General features: G+C 39.4%; 13 protein-coding genes and 1 tRNA gene. 1 reads left to right on the top strand and 13 read right to left on the bottom strand.

Annotated elements, in window-relative coordinates; all coding sequences use genetic code 11:
* Positions 1 to 19 precede the first annotated feature (19 nt).
* Together CINF_RS05950 and CINF_RS05945 are read right to left on the bottom strand one after the other, a co-directional pair.
* Positions 20 to 1,573, bottom strand: a complete 1,554-nt coding sequence (locus CINF_RS05950) for a flagellin B (protein WP_179974858.1) — start codon at positions 1,571 to 1,573, stop codon at positions 20 to 22.
* A gap of 27 nt (positions 1,574 to 1,600) precedes the next feature.
* Positions 1,601 to 1,894, bottom strand: a complete 294-nt coding sequence (locus CINF_RS05945) for a hypothetical protein (RefSeq protein WP_179974857.1) — start codon at positions 1,892 to 1,894, stop codon at positions 1,601 to 1,603.
* A 591-nt stretch (positions 1,895 to 2,485) separates the two neighbouring features.
* Here CINF_RS05945 and CINF_RS09105 point away from each other — a divergent pair.
* Positions 2,486 to 2,617, top strand: a complete 132-nt coding sequence (locus CINF_RS09105) for a hypothetical protein (RefSeq protein WP_275690504.1) — start codon at positions 2,486 to 2,488, stop codon at positions 2,615 to 2,617.
* 386 nt (positions 2,618 to 3,003) lie between these two features.
* Here the strand turns inward: CINF_RS09105 and CINF_RS05940 are convergent, their stop codons facing one another.
* The 11 genes from CINF_RS05940 to CINF_RS05890 form a co-directional block, all read right to left on the bottom strand.
* Complete coding sequence (locus tag CINF_RS05940; RefSeq protein ID WP_179974856.1) at positions 3,004 to 4,341, bottom strand: AAA family ATPase; 1,338 nt, start codon at positions 4,339 to 4,341, stop codon at positions 3,004 to 3,006.
* A 107-nt stretch (positions 4,342 to 4,448) separates the two neighbouring features.
* Positions 4,449 to 5,657 (bottom strand): hypothetical protein, encoded by a 1,209-nt coding sequence (locus tag CINF_RS05935; RefSeq protein WP_179974855.1) that lies wholly within the window; start codon positions 5,655 to 5,657, stop codon positions 4,449 to 4,451.
* Complete coding sequence (locus CINF_RS05930; RefSeq protein ID WP_179974854.1) at positions 5,650 to 5,892, bottom strand: hypothetical protein; 243 nt, start codon at positions 5,890 to 5,892, stop codon at positions 5,650 to 5,652. Before CINF_RS05930 ends, CINF_RS05935 begins: the two co-directional genes overlap by 8 nt.
* A 737-nt stretch (positions 5,893 to 6,629) precedes the next feature.
* Entirely contained in the window at positions 6,630 to 7,931 is a 1,302-nt protein-coding gene (locus CINF_RS05925) for a tyrosine-type recombinase/integrase (RefSeq protein WP_179974853.1), read from the bottom strand.
* A gap of 265 nt (positions 7,932 to 8,196) precedes the next feature.
* Positions 8,197 to 8,273 (bottom strand) — tRNA-Arg (locus CINF_RS05920).
* 57 nt (positions 8,274 to 8,330) lie between these two features.
* Positions 8,331 to 10,406, bottom strand: coding sequence for an elongation factor G (gene fusA / locus CINF_RS05915; protein ID WP_179974852.1), 2,076 nt, complete (start codon positions 10,404 to 10,406; stop codon positions 8,331 to 8,333).
* A gap of 12 nt (positions 10,407 to 10,418) precedes the next feature.
* Complete coding sequence (rpsG, locus tag CINF_RS05910; protein ID WP_178696986.1) at positions 10,419 to 10,889, bottom strand: 30S ribosomal protein S7; 471 nt, start codon at positions 10,887 to 10,889, stop codon at positions 10,419 to 10,421.
* Between the two features lie 89 nt (positions 10,890 to 10,978).
* Complete coding sequence (rpsL, locus tag CINF_RS05905) at positions 10,979 to 11,368, bottom strand: 30S ribosomal protein S12 (RefSeq protein WP_178696987.1); 390 nt, start codon at positions 11,366 to 11,368, stop codon at positions 10,979 to 10,981.
* A 156-nt stretch (positions 11,369 to 11,524) separates the two neighbouring features.
* The gene (gene purL / locus CINF_RS05900; protein ID WP_179974851.1) at positions 11,525 to 13,759 is read right to left on the bottom strand and encodes a phosphoribosylformylglycinamidine synthase subunit PurL; all 2,235 of its coding nucleotides are present in this window, start codon (positions 13,757 to 13,759) and stop codon (positions 11,525 to 11,527) included.
* A 38-nt stretch (positions 13,760 to 13,797) separates the two neighbouring features.
* Positions 13,798 to 15,168, bottom strand: a complete 1,371-nt coding sequence (mnmE, locus tag CINF_RS05895) for a tRNA uridine-5-carboxymethylaminomethyl(34) synthesis GTPase MnmE (protein ID WP_179974850.1) — start codon at positions 15,166 to 15,168, stop codon at positions 13,798 to 13,800.
* On the bottom strand, positions 15,165 to 16,061 hold the full coding sequence (locus CINF_RS05890) for a Jag N-terminal domain-containing protein (RefSeq protein ID WP_179974849.1): 897 nt from the start codon (positions 16,059 to 16,061) through the stop codon (positions 15,165 to 15,167). Before CINF_RS05890 ends, mnmE begins: the two co-directional genes overlap by 4 nt.
* Positions 16,062 to 16,079: the final 18 nt, after the last annotated feature.

Raw genomic sequence — 16,079 nt, 5'->3', positions numbered from 1 at the left:
TTAAAGCTTTAAAAGCTAGTTATTGTAGCAATCTCATAACATTTTGTTGGATTGTGTTTGCTTGGCTCATCGCGTAGCTGCCTGATTGGGCTAGGATGTTGTATTTGTTGAAATTGCTTGCTTCTGTGGCAAAATCCACATCGCGGATTTGGCTTTCTGCGCTTTTTACATTTACTTGGGTTACGCTGATGTTGTTTATGGTTGATTGTAGCTGATTTTGAACGGAGCCTAGATCTGAACGAATTCTATCAAGGGCTTTTTGGGCTGATTCGGATATGCTAATCATCGCCTGCGCGCCGTAATATGTGGTTACGCCACTGAGTTGGTCATTAGCTGTTATACCACCACCAAAATATCCCATTGCAGCAGCTAAGCTTGAGCTTAATATGCCACTATTCATATTACCTAGACTTACGGTTTGTTGATTAGTTTTGCTAACTACTGCGCCACTCATTGCGCCATCAGAGCCATCATTTTTACATATGCTAAATTTAGATGCTTGACCGCCACCAGTTATTTTAACTACTATATCCCTAGCATCTTGGCGGATTAGGGTTAATTTACCTAAAATTGTCATACCGCTAGTTTCGCTAAAACAAGCTGAAAGCGCGCCTATTTGGCTACTTGCAGCACTAAATTCTAGTTTAATAGCTCTACCATCTCTTGCTGTTAGGGTTAATTTACCATCTTTTCTGCTAGCTTCTACGCCTGTTTGTTCTTTTACCTTATTTATGGCATTTATTAGCACAGCATTGCTATCGCCTGCTTTTACTTCAACCTTGCCTATTGTTATACCATTTATTTGTAGCCCATTTATAGTGCCTTCTTGAACCACGCCTGTAAAAGTAATAGTGTTTAAAACCTTTGCGCTCACGCCTGTTAAATCACTCACGCCATTTATTCTATCAGCTATGGCTTTAAGCCCATCTTTTTGCATTTCTTCTTTTGATATATCTTGGAATTTGTATTCGCCATAGCCATCTATGCCACTAAGTGTTAGGGAAGCAGAAGCTATTGCAGCTGTCGAAAACGCCATAAAGCCCGATGTCTCAAACCTAGTAAGCCCGATTTTATCACTAGCAGTAGCACCGATTGAAACTTGAACTGTTTGGTTAGCATATGCGCCGATTTGGAAATTTTTATTGGAGAAGTTACCATTTAAGAGCTGTTGGCCATTAAAGCTAGTAGTTGTTGCTATGTTATCAAGCTCTTCAAGTAGTCTTGAAATATCGCTTTGTAGAGCTTCGCGTGATTGTGAGGTTTGGCCATCTTGTGCTGCTTGAACTGCTTTGGTGCGAATTGTATTTAGAATGCTTAATTGCTCGTCCATTGCTTTGTCGGCAGTTTGAACAATGCCTATTGCGTCATTGCCGTTTGCTATGGCTTGGCCTAGCGCGCTTGCTTGGGCTTTTAGGCTATCAGCTATGGTCATACCTGAGGCATCATCTGCTGCTTTGTTTATCCTAAGACCTGAGCTAAGCTTTGAGATACTCTCATCAAGCGCTCTGCTGGTTGATGATGAATTGACATAAGCATTCATCGCCGAAATGTTTGTGTTGATACGAAAACCCATTGGGACTCCTTTTATTTGGAGCTGAACTTAGCGTGATTTAGCTTTTAGAGCTTTTAGAGCTTTTAGAGCTTTTAGAGCTTTTAGAGCTTTTAGAGCTTTTAGAGCTTTTAGAGCTTTTAGAGCTTTTAGAGCTTTTAGAGCTTTTAGAGCTTTTAGAGCTTTTAGAGCTTTTAGAGCTTTTAGAGCTTTTAGAGCTTTTAGAGCTTTTAGAGCTTTTAGAGCTTTTAGAGCTTTTTTAGCGAAATTCGCGGGTAAATTCTGCACCTTTCTTACGCTGCTTGCGTGTAATTTGATGTTTAACTTCGTGTTAACAAATGCCATATCGGTAAGAGTAAAAATTTGTTTAGCTTTTTGATGAAATTTTTTTGTAAAATTTATTAAATTTTTTTTTATAAATTGTTTGAAATTTTTAAAATTTAAGGGCAGATTTGGGCTAATTAGCGCGAATTAAAGGCAAATTTTAAAGTTTTAAAACAAATTTTAAAATTTTAATCAGCTGAGAATTTGGCATAAAATTTAAGGCAAATTTTAATCAGCTAAGAATTCGCGCGAGCCATAAGGCAAAGTTTAAAATTTTAAAGCAAATTTAAAATTTACAAGTGGTGTCCCCAGCATACACCTATTTTTTCTAGCCGACTACCTATTTATCGCGCTTTGACGGCTTTAAGCTTTTTTTACCTGATAGGCTACCTTATAAGCTCATTTTTTGCTATTTGTTCGGTGTATGCTTATGCCGATTTTTAAAGCTTGAAAATCTTACACGCTAAACATTCTAAAATATTACTTTTAAAATTGCCTTAAAAATCCCCATAAAATGAAAAAAGCGCAGGTTATTCTAAAAGCAAATAAAAGCTAGATTTTGCCAAGTGCTAGATAATACAAAAGGGGTTTTAAAAAATTGCCACGCGCAAAATGAAAACTCCCCACGCGGTGTGGCGTTTAAAAGTTCTTAGAGATTTGCCCGCCCTTACCCCCTGCCTTGCTAGCGTATCGCGCTTAGCGTGCTTGCTAGGTGGCTTAAATGCGATTTTAAAAGCTTGCTAATTAAAAGTTTAGTAAAGTGGTGTGGAGCTTGGTTGAGCTAGCCCATAAATAGAAAAAATCACAGGCTATTCTAAACTAAATAAAAAACAAATGATTTAAGCTAGATTTTATTTTATTTTTGTGTTTTTTAGCTGTTTTTTAAATCCACTTAAAAAACTGAATGCGCGCGATTATTTCATTATTTCAAGGTATTTTTTTTAAAAAGTAGGTTAAAAAACAGGATATGATTATTATTTCATTATTTCAAGGTATTTTATTTCCTGTTTTTTAGTTTTTTTGTGTAGAGCTAGGGATTGTGGATAAAAAAGTAAATAAAAAAGTAAATGAATTAGCCCAAAAAAGCAATTTTTCTTTTATGGGCTAAATTCTGCGGGCTGTGGATGTGGTTAGTCTAATTCATAGATTTTGGCTGTGGATGTGGATTTAAGCGTGTAGAGCTTTGCGTTCTTGTCTGCTGTTTGAATATCGCATAAGTAGCCCCCAAATTCATTAATAAAACTTAATATTTTGCTAGCCCCAATATCTTTTAACAATGCTTTCATAGCTTGCCTTAGCTCGTTTTGTTTAAGAGTTTTTCCGCCTGCTAAGCTTTCAATTAGCGCATCTTTCATTTCTTGCTTTTCCCCGCCGTCATTAAGCGCGGCAACGCCATAATCTGCGATTTGAAAAGCTTGCCTTTGGCTTTTTATTGCCCCAGCCATTGTTTCTGGTGATATTGGCAGTGTAAAGGCGATTGGCTCGAATTTGTCCCGCGATTTGCCATAGTCCGTTACTTTTAGGGACATTGTGGCTATGCCGTCTATTTCGTCAATGCGCGTTAATTCAAATAAATTCTCTCCATTGTCAGCAAAGCCACCGCTATTTTTACATATTAAATCGCCATCTAAATCTTGCCCTTTGCCTTTGGTTGTGTGGTGGTAATAAATAATTGTTGCGCCTTGCGCGCGCAAGCTCTCCAATGGCTCAAAAAACTCCACATCTAGCACTTTATCGCTGTTTAAATCGCCGTTGATAAACTTGCGTGCGGTATCTAAGATAATTATTGTTTCGCTTAAATCCGCGTTTTCATAATCATAGCTTTGTGCTAAATGCGCTAAAAGCTCGCGCGGTTTTATTTTCTCTTGCTCGCCTTTTGCATTAGTAAAGTTAAGCTTGCTCCCAAAAACTTTTAACCGCTCGCCATAAAGCTCCATTAGTTCTAAAAGTCCGCGTGCTTTTAGTGTTTTTGCTGAATTGTCCGCATCAAATACTAAAATTTTATAATCTTTTTTGTGGAGTAGGATATATTGGATAATAGCAAAACTTAAAAAGGTTTTGCCTGTGCCTTTTTTTGCGTAAATGCCTGTGATTGCGCCACGCTCTAAAAACTTGCCCGGCATTAAAAATTCTGCGGGCATTTCGTTTTCGATTTGCTTGCGCGTGTATGCTGTGAGCGTTTGCGCCGTAACTAATTTTAAAGGTGGTTTTTTCTCTTTTTTAAAATTTTGTTTATTCCCGCCCAAAATCTGCGAATTCGTGGTATAATTGTCGCTGACGATTATTTCCTGTCCGCCTTGATTTTGCGGGGCGGGCGTTCCCGTTATTGTTTCCCCGAATTTCTTTAATTGCTCGTCAATCGTTGGCAAGCTCTCTGCTGGCAAAGTGTTATTTAAAAAACTATTCATTGCTAATTGCTCCTTTGTTGTGTTTAATGTTTCGTTTAGCGTGGTAAAGTCTTTTTTCATTTTAAATCCTTTCAAAATTGAATTAATTTGTGAATTGTAATTTTTCAAAAGCTCGTCCGCTAGTGCTAGCGATTTGCGCTCTTTTAAAATTTTATCTAGGCTTTTCATTAAGCCACCTTATTCAACGCTTTAAATAGCGCGTTCATAAATGCGCGTTTTTCTTGCTCGGGCATTGTTAGCGCGTTTTCTAATCTCGCTAAGCTCAGGCTAGCAAAATAATCCCGCGTAAAGTCGCGCAAATCATAGCCTTTAACATCCAAAGAAAAATAATAAGCAGTAGCTAGCGCGCCATTTGCGTTTAAAAACTCCGCTAATGCCTTGTTTTGTTCTAGCGCGTCATTGTCGGCTATAATCGCTATTTTTCTATCTTTAAGAGCTGGCAAAAGTTCATTAAAATTTGCGGATGTGCCTTTGCTAGCTTTGCTTATTTCGCCGATGTTTTGTAGGCAAATAAAATCAAAATCTAGCAATGAAAATATGGCTATCTCACTAACTCCTTCGGCTATGAATATAGGCGCGTTCGTGTTGCGGATTTGTCTTGGGATAAAGCTATTATCGCTGTTTTTAGCCCTGAGCCATTTAAGCCCTTGCGCGCGCTGATTGTAAGCTATTGCCTTAGCTATGCCACGCTCATCGCGCAAAATCCACGCCAAGCACTCGCGCCTAAAATCGTAACCTAATAAGCCCCTAAGAATAAGAAAACTTAGCGCGGTTTGTCCTTTTGGCGCAAATGCGGATAAAAAGGTTGAATTAAAAAGCCCCGATTGTCCGTAATAAAATTGCGCTGTAAAGGCTTCTACTTGGCGCGCTACATCAATGCCATTTAAACGCTCATAAAAGCTTTGCTCGCCTTTGCGCTCTATGTAGTGGGCTTTGTTAAATAATGCTAGCGCATTTAAGCTTAGCTCATTTGCTACCCTGTTAAGCTCGGCTAGCTCCCCTGCGCTTACTTGCTTGGCTTGCGGTGGCTGAGGTTGCCTTGCTTGCGGATGCGTGGATTTTTTCACTATGGGCTGAAAAGTTAAGGGTGCGGGATTGTTGCTGTCCTTTGTGCCACAAAGCTCGTTTAAAAGCTCGTTTGCGCTCTTTGGCGTTAATCCGTGAATATCTTTTAAAAAATCAAAGATACTCCCGCTAAAACTTCCGCCAAAGTCGCAAATGCGCCCATTTTTATCAACGCTTGCGGACGGCGTGCGCTCATCGCGGATTTTAAACTTATAATCCGCGCTGAGCTTGTAGCCCAAATTTATTAAAATTTGCGCGACATTATCGCGGGTTAAATACCCGCGCGCGCGGAGTTCGCTAATGCTAAGCATTTGCGCTCTCAATTTCTTGGAGCGTTTGCTCTGCATCTTGCTCGCTTGCGCCTAATTCTATTAATTTGGCTTTTACAATGTAGCGCGGATAACGCCTTAACGCTCCATTACCGCCTGAAAATTGTAGGTAAAGGGGATGATTTTTGTCTGCCCCCGCCATCGCGTATTTGTCTAGCGTTGCCTTTGATATGTTCAAGGCTTTCGCCACCTGTTTTGTGGTAAATAATGCTTTCATAAAAGCTCCTTTCAAATTGTTTTATATTCTTTGCGTAATTTTCAATCTTTAAAAGGATTTTGTCAATAGCCTTTTTTTGTTTTGTGAGATTTTATGAAAAAAAATCACTATTTGGCTTGAAATTTAAGGGCGTTTTTTTTAGTGGAGTGGATTAGCCCATAGAATAAAAAAAGGCTGTTACCCTTTGCTATTTCATCGCCTTGTGGCATTTGCTAGGGTGGCAACCTCAGCCCACTGCGCTTTTTTATAAATATAAAATGATTAAAATTTGCGGATTGCTGAGGTTAGGGGGTAGCTAGTTACATTAAGGGGGTGTGTGATGTAACTAGTAACTAGCTAAGCCCAAATGCCGATTATATCGTGCTTTAAAACTAGTTACATACTATGTAACTAGCTATGTAACTAGCAACTAGCTAAGCCCCTAAGAGATAAAAGGCTTTTATCTTATGGGCTAAATTCTGGGGGCTACTAAGTTTAAAAGCAAAATTGACAAAAAAGGCATCAACAAAAGAATTTACCCGCCTTTTTTCTAAAAATCTAAAAAACACAAAAAAAAGTGCCCGCAAATGCCGATTATATCGTGCTTAGCCTGTTTTTTAAGCCCACTTGTTAAAAAAATGCCCGCAAATGCCGATGGTGTCGTGGTTTGGGCTGTTTTTTAAGTGGATTTAAAAAACACCTAAAAAACTAAAATTTTTACGGATTAAAATTCTAATTCAACCCCATAAAAAAAAGGTTTATTCATTTAGCAAATCTTTTACTTGCTGTTCTAAATAGTCAATATCAAGCCCCAAATTCTCTATTTTGTTAGCCCAAAATTCTAAAACACGCAAAAGCTCGCTTTGTTTGGCTTGCTCTAAAAAATAGGCTTTATCGACCGCAGATTGCGTGATGTGGAGCATTATAATATCCGCTAATTTCTTGCGGTAAATGCTATTTTCGCCTAATTCATCGCTGGCTTGGATTGATGTGGCAAATGTTGCGCGGATTGAATGCATTGTAAAATTTAGCCCATTTTCTTTTATAAACTTGTTTAGCGTGTTATCGCTGATTGGCGTATTGTTAATGCTAAAAATGTATTTTCCCCCGCTGATTTTCAATGCTAGCTCAATAATCCTGCGCCCTTGCGGTGATAGCGGGATAAGAGCTTGCGCGGATGTTTTGTTGTTGTGGGCGTGGTATTTTATCGCGGTTTTATCGCGCGTTAAATCGCTTGCGCGCAAATGCCTAAGCTCGTTTTGGCGTTGCGGATTAATCATCATAAAAGCAAACAAAAGCTTTGCGTGTAGGCTCATTTTGCCACCCATCACGCATTTTATAAGCTCGCTTGTCTTTTGCTCGTCTAGGCGGTTTTTATCGTCTAAAAGCGTTGCGCGCTCTCTGGGCTCGTGGCTGTTGCTTTCTAGTATCTTATTAAGCTTTTGGCGCGCTTTGTCGATAAAACTACAATCGCTAATTATGCCCTTGCGCTCTGCAGGTGCTAATATATTGCTTAGGGTGGATAGATTTTTTCGCATAGTATCGGCGCAAGGCGGATTTTTTGTGTTTGTGAATGCGTTAATTAAGTCTTGCTCATTAAGCTCGCTTAACAATTTATCCCCTAATGGTTGTAAAATCCACTTTTGAATGTGGCGGTTAGCGTTTTTTCGCCTGCGTTGCGCTCGCTCATATTCAGCTGAGCCGATTTCACCACTAAGCTTATAGGCTTGCGTAAAAAACTCATCATAACAATTTCGCAGGGTGTATGTTTGTCGCGTTTGCTTTGCTGTAAGCTCTTTTTTGTCAATGGGGCTTAACGCGTCTTGGGCGTAAAGTAAATCCGCCCTTGCTCGCGCTTGCGCTAGGCTAAATAATTGCGTGAATTCGCCTAATCTAACCCACTGCCCCCTGCGCGTTCGATAATAAAAAATCCTTTTGCCTGTGTAATAAATATAAATAAAAAAGCGTTTGCCGTTGTCGTCTAGTGCTATGCGTGTAAAATCTTTGTTCTTTGGATTGTGTGTAAGTTTTTTAAACTCTGCTAGCGTTGTTAAGCCCATTTATTTTTTTTATCCCCTTTTTAAAAACTAACTTAAATTATTCTTTTAGGGGTTAAAGCTTAAAAATAAATTAACCCATAAATAAATAAGGTTCGGTGTTTTGCCTTTTAAGCTTTGCCACCTGATAGGCTACCTGATAGGCTGTATTCTCAAAAAGAGTATAACTTAATAAAACTTAATCAAACATAAGAAAACGGCAAATGCCCTAATAATCGCGTTTTGTGAGAAGTTTTGAGAAGTAAAAATGGTTTAAGAAAACATTAAGTGGTGTCCCCAGCAAGGTTTGAACTTGCGGCCTCAAAATTAGGAATTTTGCGCTCTATCCAGCTGAGCTATGAGGACAAAAAAATTATAGGGATTTTATAAAGACAGCTTGCGAGCGCAAGCTGCCAGGCCAGATTAGCCGTTTCTTTGCTTGATGATTTCTTCGCTTACATTGCGCGGTACTTCTTCGTAATGGTCAAATTCCATAGAATAAGTGGCGCGTCCTTGCGTTTGAGAGCGCAAATCAGTAGAGTAGCCAAACATTTCAGCCAAAGGACAAAATGCTGTGATGATTTTGTTTCCGCTTCTTTCGTCCATTGAGTTTATTTGTCCGCGGCGTTTATTTAAATCGCCGATAACATCTCCCATGTATTCTTCTGGCGTTTCTACTTCAACCTTCATCATAGGCTCTAATATCGCAGGGCTAGCCTTTCTGGCACCTTCTTTAAAGCACATAGAAGCAGCAAGTTTAAATGCCATTTCAGAGCTATCTACTTCGTGGTATGAGCCGTCAAATAGCGTGATTTTAATATCTTCGACAGGATAGCCTGCTAGCACGCCATTTTGTAGGGCTTCTTGGCAACCTTTTTCAACGGCTGGGATGTATTCTTTTGGAACAACGCCACCTTTAATATCATTAACAAATACAAAGCCACTGCCTGCTTCAACTGGCTCGATGCGTAAAAATACATGGCCGTATTGTCCGCGTCCGCCTGATTGCTTGGCGTATTTGTATTCTTGCTCAACTGAGTTTTTGATGGTTTCGCGGTATGCAACTTGTGGTTTGCCAACTTCGGCTTCTACTTTAAACTCTCTAAGCATACGATCAACGATGATTTCAAGGTGTAGCTCACCCATACCTGAGATGATGGTTTGCCCACTTTCTTCATCTGTGCTTACTTTAAAGCTTGGGTCTTCTTGGGCTAGTTTTTGTAAGGCTATGCCCATTTTTTCTTGGTCTGCTTTGGTTTTTGGCTCGACAGCTACGCTAATAACCGGATCTGGGAAGTCCATTTTTTCTAATATTACATGATCTTTTTCGCCTGTTAGGGTATCGCCTGTAAATGTATCTTTTAAGCCAACTACCGCGCCGATTTCGCCTGCGTGGATTTCTTTAACTTCTTCGCGCTTATTTGAATGCATTCTAAGTAAGCGTCCAATGCGTTCTTTTTTGCCTTTTACGCTGTTATATACATAGCTGCCACTTTCCAAACAGCCACGATAAACGCGCACAAAGGTGAGCTGACCAACGAAAGGATCTGTCATAATCTTAAATGCTAAGCCGGCAAACTCGCCATCATCGCTGTTGGCTACGCTTACTTCTGTGCCATCTTCATACATGCCTTTTATTTCAGCTACTTCATCAGGTGATGGCAAGAAATCCACCACAGCATCAAGCAATGGCTGAACGCCTTTATTTTTAAAGGCTGTGCCACATAGCATAGGTATTAATGACATACTAAGGCAACCTTTTTTAATGCCTTTTTTAATTTCTTCTTCGCTAAGTTCTACGCCCTCAAGGTATTTTTCCATTAGAGCATCATCTGTTTCAGCCACAGCATCGAGCAATTTAGCGCGGTATTCTTGTGCTTTATCCATTAATTCAGCTGGTATTTCGCTAATATCAGGTAGGCTAGGGCCTTTGGCATCATCCCAAATAAGCGCTTTCATTTTTACTAAATCAATTACGCCCTTGAATGTATCTTCTGCGCCGATTGGAATTTGAATAGGCACTGGATTAGCTTTTAATCTATCTTTTATTTGTTGTTCTACACCAAAAAAATTAGCACCAACGCGATCCATTTTATTTACAAAAACCATTCTTGGCACGCGGTATTTATTAGCTTGGCGCCAAACTGTTTCGCTTTGTGGTTGGACGCCACCAACAGCACAAAATACAGATATAGCACCATCAAGCACACGCATAGAGCGTTCTACTTCTATGGTAAAATCCACGTGTCCTGGGGTGTCGATAAGATTGATTTGATGATCTTTCCAAAAGCAAGTAGTAGCAGCTGATGTGATGGTAATGCCACGCTCGCGTTCTTGCTCCATCCAGTCCATAGTGGCCGCGCCTTCATGGACTTCGCCTATTTTATGGCTCATACCTGTGAAAAAAAGTATGCGCTCGCTAGTTGTGGTTTTGCCAGCATCGATGTGAGCGGCAATACCGATATTGCGAACTCTATTAAGGGGAGTTTTTCTTGCCATTTTATCCCTTTCTTACCAGCGGTAGTGAGCAAAGGCTTTATTTGCCTCAGCCATTTTATAAGTATCTTCTTTTTTCTTAAATGCTGCGCCACGAGAATTAGCAGCATCTAGTAATTCGCCAGCTAATTTATCTATCATAGTGCGCTCACTTCTTTTGCGAGCAAAGCTTATGATCCAGCGAATGGCTAGGGCTTGCTGGCGGGCTGCGCGCACTTCAACAGGCACTTGATAGGTCGCGCCACCAACACGGCGAGATTTTACCTCCATTATAGGGCGCACATTGTCCATAGCGTTTTCAAAAACTTCTATGCCTTTTGCTTCTTTGTTTTTTTGTTCGATGGCTTTAAGCGCACCATACATTATTTGAGTAGCCACGCTTTTTTTGCCATCATACATTAGGGAATTTATAAATTTAGTGATGACTTTACTGTTATAAACCGGATCTGGCATCACAGGCCTTACCGGTGCTTTTCTTCTTCTCATTGTAAATCCTTCAAATTTTAATTTTACTCAGGTTTTAGCATAGAGCCTAACCTGTGTCAATGAATAAGCTTTCGCTAAACTAGGCTAAATTATTTCTTAGCTGCGCCTTCTTTTGGGCGTTTTGCGCCGTATTTAGAGCGAGATACTGTTCTTTTGGCAACGCCAGCAGTATCAAGCGCACCGCGCACTATGTGGTATTTCACACCCGGCAAATCCTTAACACGACCGCCACGAACTAGCACAATGCTGTGCTCTTGGAGATTGTGTCCTTCACCACCGATATAACTAATGACCTCAAATCCGCTTGTCAAGCGAACTTTGGCAACTTTACGAAGAGCTGAGTTTGGCTTTTTAGGTGTTGTGGTATAAACACGAGTGCAAACTCCCCTTCTTTGTGGGCATTCTTTTAGCGCTGGAGATTTGGATTTTACAATCACTTTCTTGCGCTCTTTACGAACCAATTGATTGATGGTTGGCACAGTAAATCCTTTCAACTAAATTTAAAAAAAGGCGCAGATTATATAAGAAATTTGCTTAATTTAATATGAAAAATTTTAAAATTTTAAGTTTAATTAAAATTTGGCTTAGGGATTTTGCGGTGGCATAAATTTTAAAATTTACCACCGCAAATAAAATTAAAACTCATTAATCATCTTAGCAAAGCCATCAAAATAAATTTTTTTAAGCTCGTTTAAAGAAATTTTTATATTATTTAATTTAAACTCATCGCCGCCTACAACGCCGATTTTTACGCATTCTAAGCCAAAATTTTGAGCTAGGTTTTCAAATTGTAAATTTTTACCTTTTTTTACGCCCACTAGCGCGCGAGTAAAACTTTCATCAAATAAAAACGCATCATCTAAAAAGCTACAAAATGCATTTACTCCAAGATTAGCACAAGCACTCATTTTAGCCAGGCTAATTGCCACACCGCCACTGCCAACGGAGTTTGCAAAGCCTAAAAGCTCATTTTCATTTGCTTTAATTACTAAATCCCATAGTGCGCGCTCAACCTTAAAATCAATATCTTTTAAAATTCCAGCACATTCATTATAAAGCACTTTTGCGTATAACGACCCGCCAAACTCGCCAGTAGTTTTTCCTAGCAAATACACATCGCAATCCAAGCAAAGCACGCTATTTAGTAGTTTTGTGGCATCTTTTAGCAAGCCTACATTTACAATTGTTGGTGTTGGCTGGACGCTAATGCCCTCTGTTTCATTATACAAGCTTACATTACCGCTTACTACTGGCGTATTTAGCGCGCTACAAGCTTGCTTTATGCCCTCGCAGCCCTTAGCAAACTGCCACATAACCTCAGGGTTTTGCGGGTTGCCATAATTTAAACAATCCGTAATGGCTAAGGGCATTGCTCCGCTCATAGCTACCTTGCGCCCAGCACTTGCCACAGCGGCTGCGGCGCCTATTTGCGGATTTATAAAATTATGCCTTGTGTTGCATTGGCTAGCTACTACAATAGCAGCACCACTTTGCTTTATCCTAATAGCACTCGCACCTAAAAATCCTGGCATTTTGATGGTATTTGTGCCGATGTGGGCGTCATATTGATCATAAATAAAGGCTTTATTTAGCACATTTTCATCGCCCAAAAGTGCTTTAAATGCCGTGTTTTCATCTACTTTTGGCATTAGGTTTATGTTAAAATTTGAAATTTCATCGAGGTACTTTGGGCGTGATGTTGGTCTATCTAAAATAGGCGCAAGCTCCGTAATAGGCGCAATCGGCACAGAGCCTACTAGCTCTTTATGCCAAAATAACTCCATCTGCCCTGTATTTGTTACCTCGCCTATTAGCTCAGCGTGTAATTCATATTTATCAAAAATGGCTTTAATTTCTTTAATATAACCTTTTTTAGCACATATTAGCATACGCTCTTGGCTTTCGCTTAGCATTAGTTCATAAGGATTCATACCGCGCTCGCGCATAGGCACTTTATCAAGATCTAAGCGCATACCAGCTCCGCTTTTGCCAGCCATTTCAAAGCTGCTTGATGTAAGCCCTGCTGCGCCCATATCTTGAATGCCGATGATAAAATCTTTTTTAAATAATTCTAAGCAAGCCTCCATTAGTAATTTTTGCGCAAATGGATCGCCAACTTGTACGGTTGGGCGTAATTTTTTGCTAGTTTGGTTAAAGCTATCACTTGCCATTACAGCGCCGCCTAAGCCATCGCGTCCTGTGCGTGAGCCTACATATATTACTTCATTGCCGGCCTCGCCAGCTTTTGCGTAAAAAATTTCATCTTTTTTACAAATTCCAAGCCCAAAGGCATTTACTAAAATATTGCCATTAAAGCTTTCATCAAAGCTAGTTTCTCCGCCTATTGTAGCAACGCCCATACAATTACCATAATGGCTAATGCCAGCTGCTACGCCTTTTAATAAATATCTTTGGTGTTTTGAAATTTCTAAATCATTTTGCTTGCTACTTTTAAGCCCTAAATATTGGCTTTTGTTTTTGATTTGGCCAAAGCGCAAGCTATTCATACTAGCTTCAACCCTTGCTCCCATGGTGAAAATATCGCGAAAAATCCCGCCCACACCAGTAGCTGCGCCAGCAAAAGGCTCAATAAAGCTTGGGTGATTATGGCTTTCTATTTTAAAAACAGCAGCCCAGCCATCGCCTACATCTATGACGCCTGCATTTTCGCCTGGTCCTTGGATTACCCACGGGGCTTTTGTGGGGAAGCCGTTTAGGTATTTTTTGCTAGATTTATATGAGCAATGCTCGCTCCACATAGCTGAGAATATGCCTAATTCAAGCAAATTTGGCTCTCTTTTTAAAATACTTAAAATTTTATTATATTCATCATCGCTGATTTTATGTGCTTTGATTGTTTCTTTATCCATTTTTTATCCTTTTTGGGCGTGATTGTAGCTAAATTTTATTATTTTCCTAAGCAAAATGAACCAAACATCACATCAAGCACTTCGCTATGAAGTGGTGGGGCGGTGATTTTGCCTAGTTCTTTTAGGGCTTGGTTTATTTCAAAAGCAAAAAGCTCTAATTCATTTTCGTTTAGTTTAAAGCTTGCGTTTTTAATGGCATTTGCGCAATTTTGGCAAGCGTTTATTTGGCGATTTGAGCTTAGTAGTAATTCGCTAGTATCTTGGGCGTTTAAATAGCTAATTATTTGGCTTTTAAGCTCGCTGATATCGTCTTTTGCGCTGATTTTAATGCTTTTTGGTAGTACTTGATTAAAATTTATAGCCAAATCGCATTTATTTAGCACAAAAAATATTTTTTTATTTGAGTTTTTGGCAAGTTTTAAAATTTCTAAATCATCATTTGTGGCTTTTGTGCTAGCATCAAATAAGCAAATAATAATATCAGCGTCATTTAGAGCTTTTTTAGAATAGCTTATGCCTATATTTTCTATTGTATCATCGCTATTTCTAATGCCTGCTGTATCGATGATGCGAACAAGATGGGAGCCAAGGTGTAAGCTTTCTTCAACTCTATCTCGCGTGGTGCCTTCTATATCGCTTACTATGGCTCGCTCATAAGCCAAAAAAGCATTTAATAAAGAGCTTTTGCCTACATTTGGGCGGCCGATTATGGCGATTTTAAAGCCATCGATTAAACCGCGGCGCGAGCATGAAAGCTCTATGATTTTTTCTAATTTTGTTATGGCGTTATTTAGCTTGGAGTGGATTTGGGCTAAAAGGCTAGGGGGCAAATCTTCTTCTGCATAATCAATACTAACCTCACAATAAGCCAAAATTTCTATCAATTCAGCCCTTAGAGCATTTGCGAAAATATCTAGCTCGCCGTTCATCGTTCTGGCTAAAATTTTAACCGCGCTTGTGCTTCTTGCTTGTATTAGAGCCTGAATGCTCTCAGCCTTGCTTGCGCTTAATTTGCCATTTATAAAGGCACGCTTGCTAAACTCCCCAGGATTTGCCGCCCTTGCGCCAAGGCTTAAAAGCTCGTCAATAATCAAATTTTTAACGCCATCGCCGCCGTGGGTTTGAAACTCTATAATATCTTCTCCGCTAAAACTATGCGGAGCTTTAAAATATATCACAATGGCCTCATCTATTAGCTCGGCATTTTGAGAGTAAAGCTTGCAAAGATGGGCATAACGCGGTTTTAGGCTTTTTGGGTTGTGGGCTGTGATTATTTTGGTGAGATTTTTGCCAGCTTTAATTTGCGGGGCAATCATCATCATAGCAAGCTCATATGCCCTTGGCCCGCTAAGGCGCACTATGGCTATGGCGCCTGTGCCGTTTGGAGTAGCAGCTGCTAAGATTGTCATTTTTTATAAAATTCGCTAACTACAATATAGCGGCCTTCATCGTTGTTTTTGATGGCTACATATTTATCTGGGAATTGTGTTCTTAATTGTTCTAAGGCGATTTTAAGTAGCACGCCATCAAGCACTTTTGTGTTGCCAAAACCTTGCTCTTTTATGCGCTGGGTTAGGCTTGCTAGATAAGTTGATATGATATTTTCTTGATTACTTAAAAACTCAGCCACTTCAAAGCGTATATTTAAGCCGTATTTTGCGTTTATCCAGTTATATAAAAGATAAGAAATTGCTTTATAGCGGTAGCCTTCTTTGCCTATTAAAAGTGCGCTATCTTCGCCGTCTATTTTAATATATAGCGTGTTTTGATCATAGATGCTAACCTCTGGCGGATTGACTTTAAATGAGCTTACACCAAAAAGCCTTGTTAGATCATTTTGGACGCTAAGGGCTATTTCTTGCGTGGCTTTGGCTTTTTCTTTGCTTTCTGTGTTGAAATTGTCAATAATATCATTATAAGCATTAAAGCTACTTGGCTTTTGGGTGGTTGGCTCTTCTGGTTTGGCGTTTAAAATTTGGGCTTGGGTTTGTGTGTTTAAAATTTGGCTTTTATCTTGGGTGTTTAAAATTTTAGCTTCGTTTTGGGTTAAAGCTTCTTTTGGGTTATTTTCGCTTGCTTTTTGGCTTTTTATTTCTTTATTATTTTTGTGTTTTTCTGCTTTGGCGTGAGGGTTGCTTTTTTTAGTAATTGTAGCTTCAAAAACGCCGAGCTTTTTAAATAAGCCAAAAATTCCAGCACAAGGTTTTGAAATAATTTGTATATTGATATCTGCTGCTGAGCTTGAAAGCTCGTTTGATGCTTTCATATAAGCTTCTTGTAAAGAATATGCTTGTATTTTCATATCTACCTCACATTAAAA

Source organism: Candidatus Campylobacter infans, assembly GCF_013416015.1.
Classification (GTDB): domain Bacteria; phylum Campylobacterota; class Campylobacteria; order Campylobacterales; family Campylobacteraceae; genus Campylobacter; species Campylobacter infans.
Note: the sequence above shows the minus strand (reverse complement) of the source record. Positions and strands in the feature narration are given on the sequence as shown.

Coding starts and splice junctions, on each gene's coding strand:
- purL (WP_179974851.1), bottom strand. CDS start 13,759: ATGGATAAAGAAACAATCAAAGCACATAAAATCAGCGATGATGAATAT.
- CINF_RS05925 (WP_179974853.1), bottom strand. CDS start 7,931: ATGGGCTTAACAACGCTAGCAGAGTTTAAAAAACTTACACACAATCCA.
- CINF_RS05950 (WP_179974858.1), bottom strand. CDS start 1,573: ATGGGTTTTCGTATCAACACAAACATTTCGGCGATGAATGCTTATGTC.
- fusA (WP_179974852.1), bottom strand. CDS start 10,406: ATGGCAAGAAAAACTCCCCTTAATAGAGTTCGCAATATCGGTATTGCC.
- CINF_RS05935 (WP_179974855.1), bottom strand. CDS start 5,657: ATGCTTAGCATTAGCGAACTCCGCGCGCGCGGGTATTTAACCCGCGAT.
- CINF_RS09105 (WP_275690504.1), top strand. CDS start 2,486: ATGAAAACTCCCCACGCGGTGTGGCGTTTAAAAGTTCTTAGAGATTTG.
- CINF_RS05890 (WP_179974849.1), bottom strand. CDS start 16,061: ATGAAAATACAAGCATATTCTTTACAAGAAGCTTATATGAAAGCATCA.
- CINF_RS05945 (WP_179974857.1), bottom strand. CDS start 1,894: ATGGCATTTGTTAACACGAAGTTAAACATCAAATTACACGCAAGCAGC.
- CINF_RS05930 (WP_179974854.1), bottom strand. CDS start 5,892: ATGAAAGCATTATTTACCACAAAACAGGTGGCGAAAGCCTTGAACATA.
- rpsG (WP_178696986.1), bottom strand. CDS start 10,889: ATGAGAAGAAGAAAAGCACCGGTAAGGCCTGTGATGCCAGATCCGGTT.
- CINF_RS05940 (WP_179974856.1), bottom strand. CDS start 4,341: ATGAAAAAAGACTTTACCACGCTAAACGAAACATTAAACACAACAAAG.
- mnmE (WP_179974850.1), bottom strand. CDS start 15,168: ATGACAATCTTAGCAGCTGCTACTCCAAACGGCACAGGCGCCATAGCC.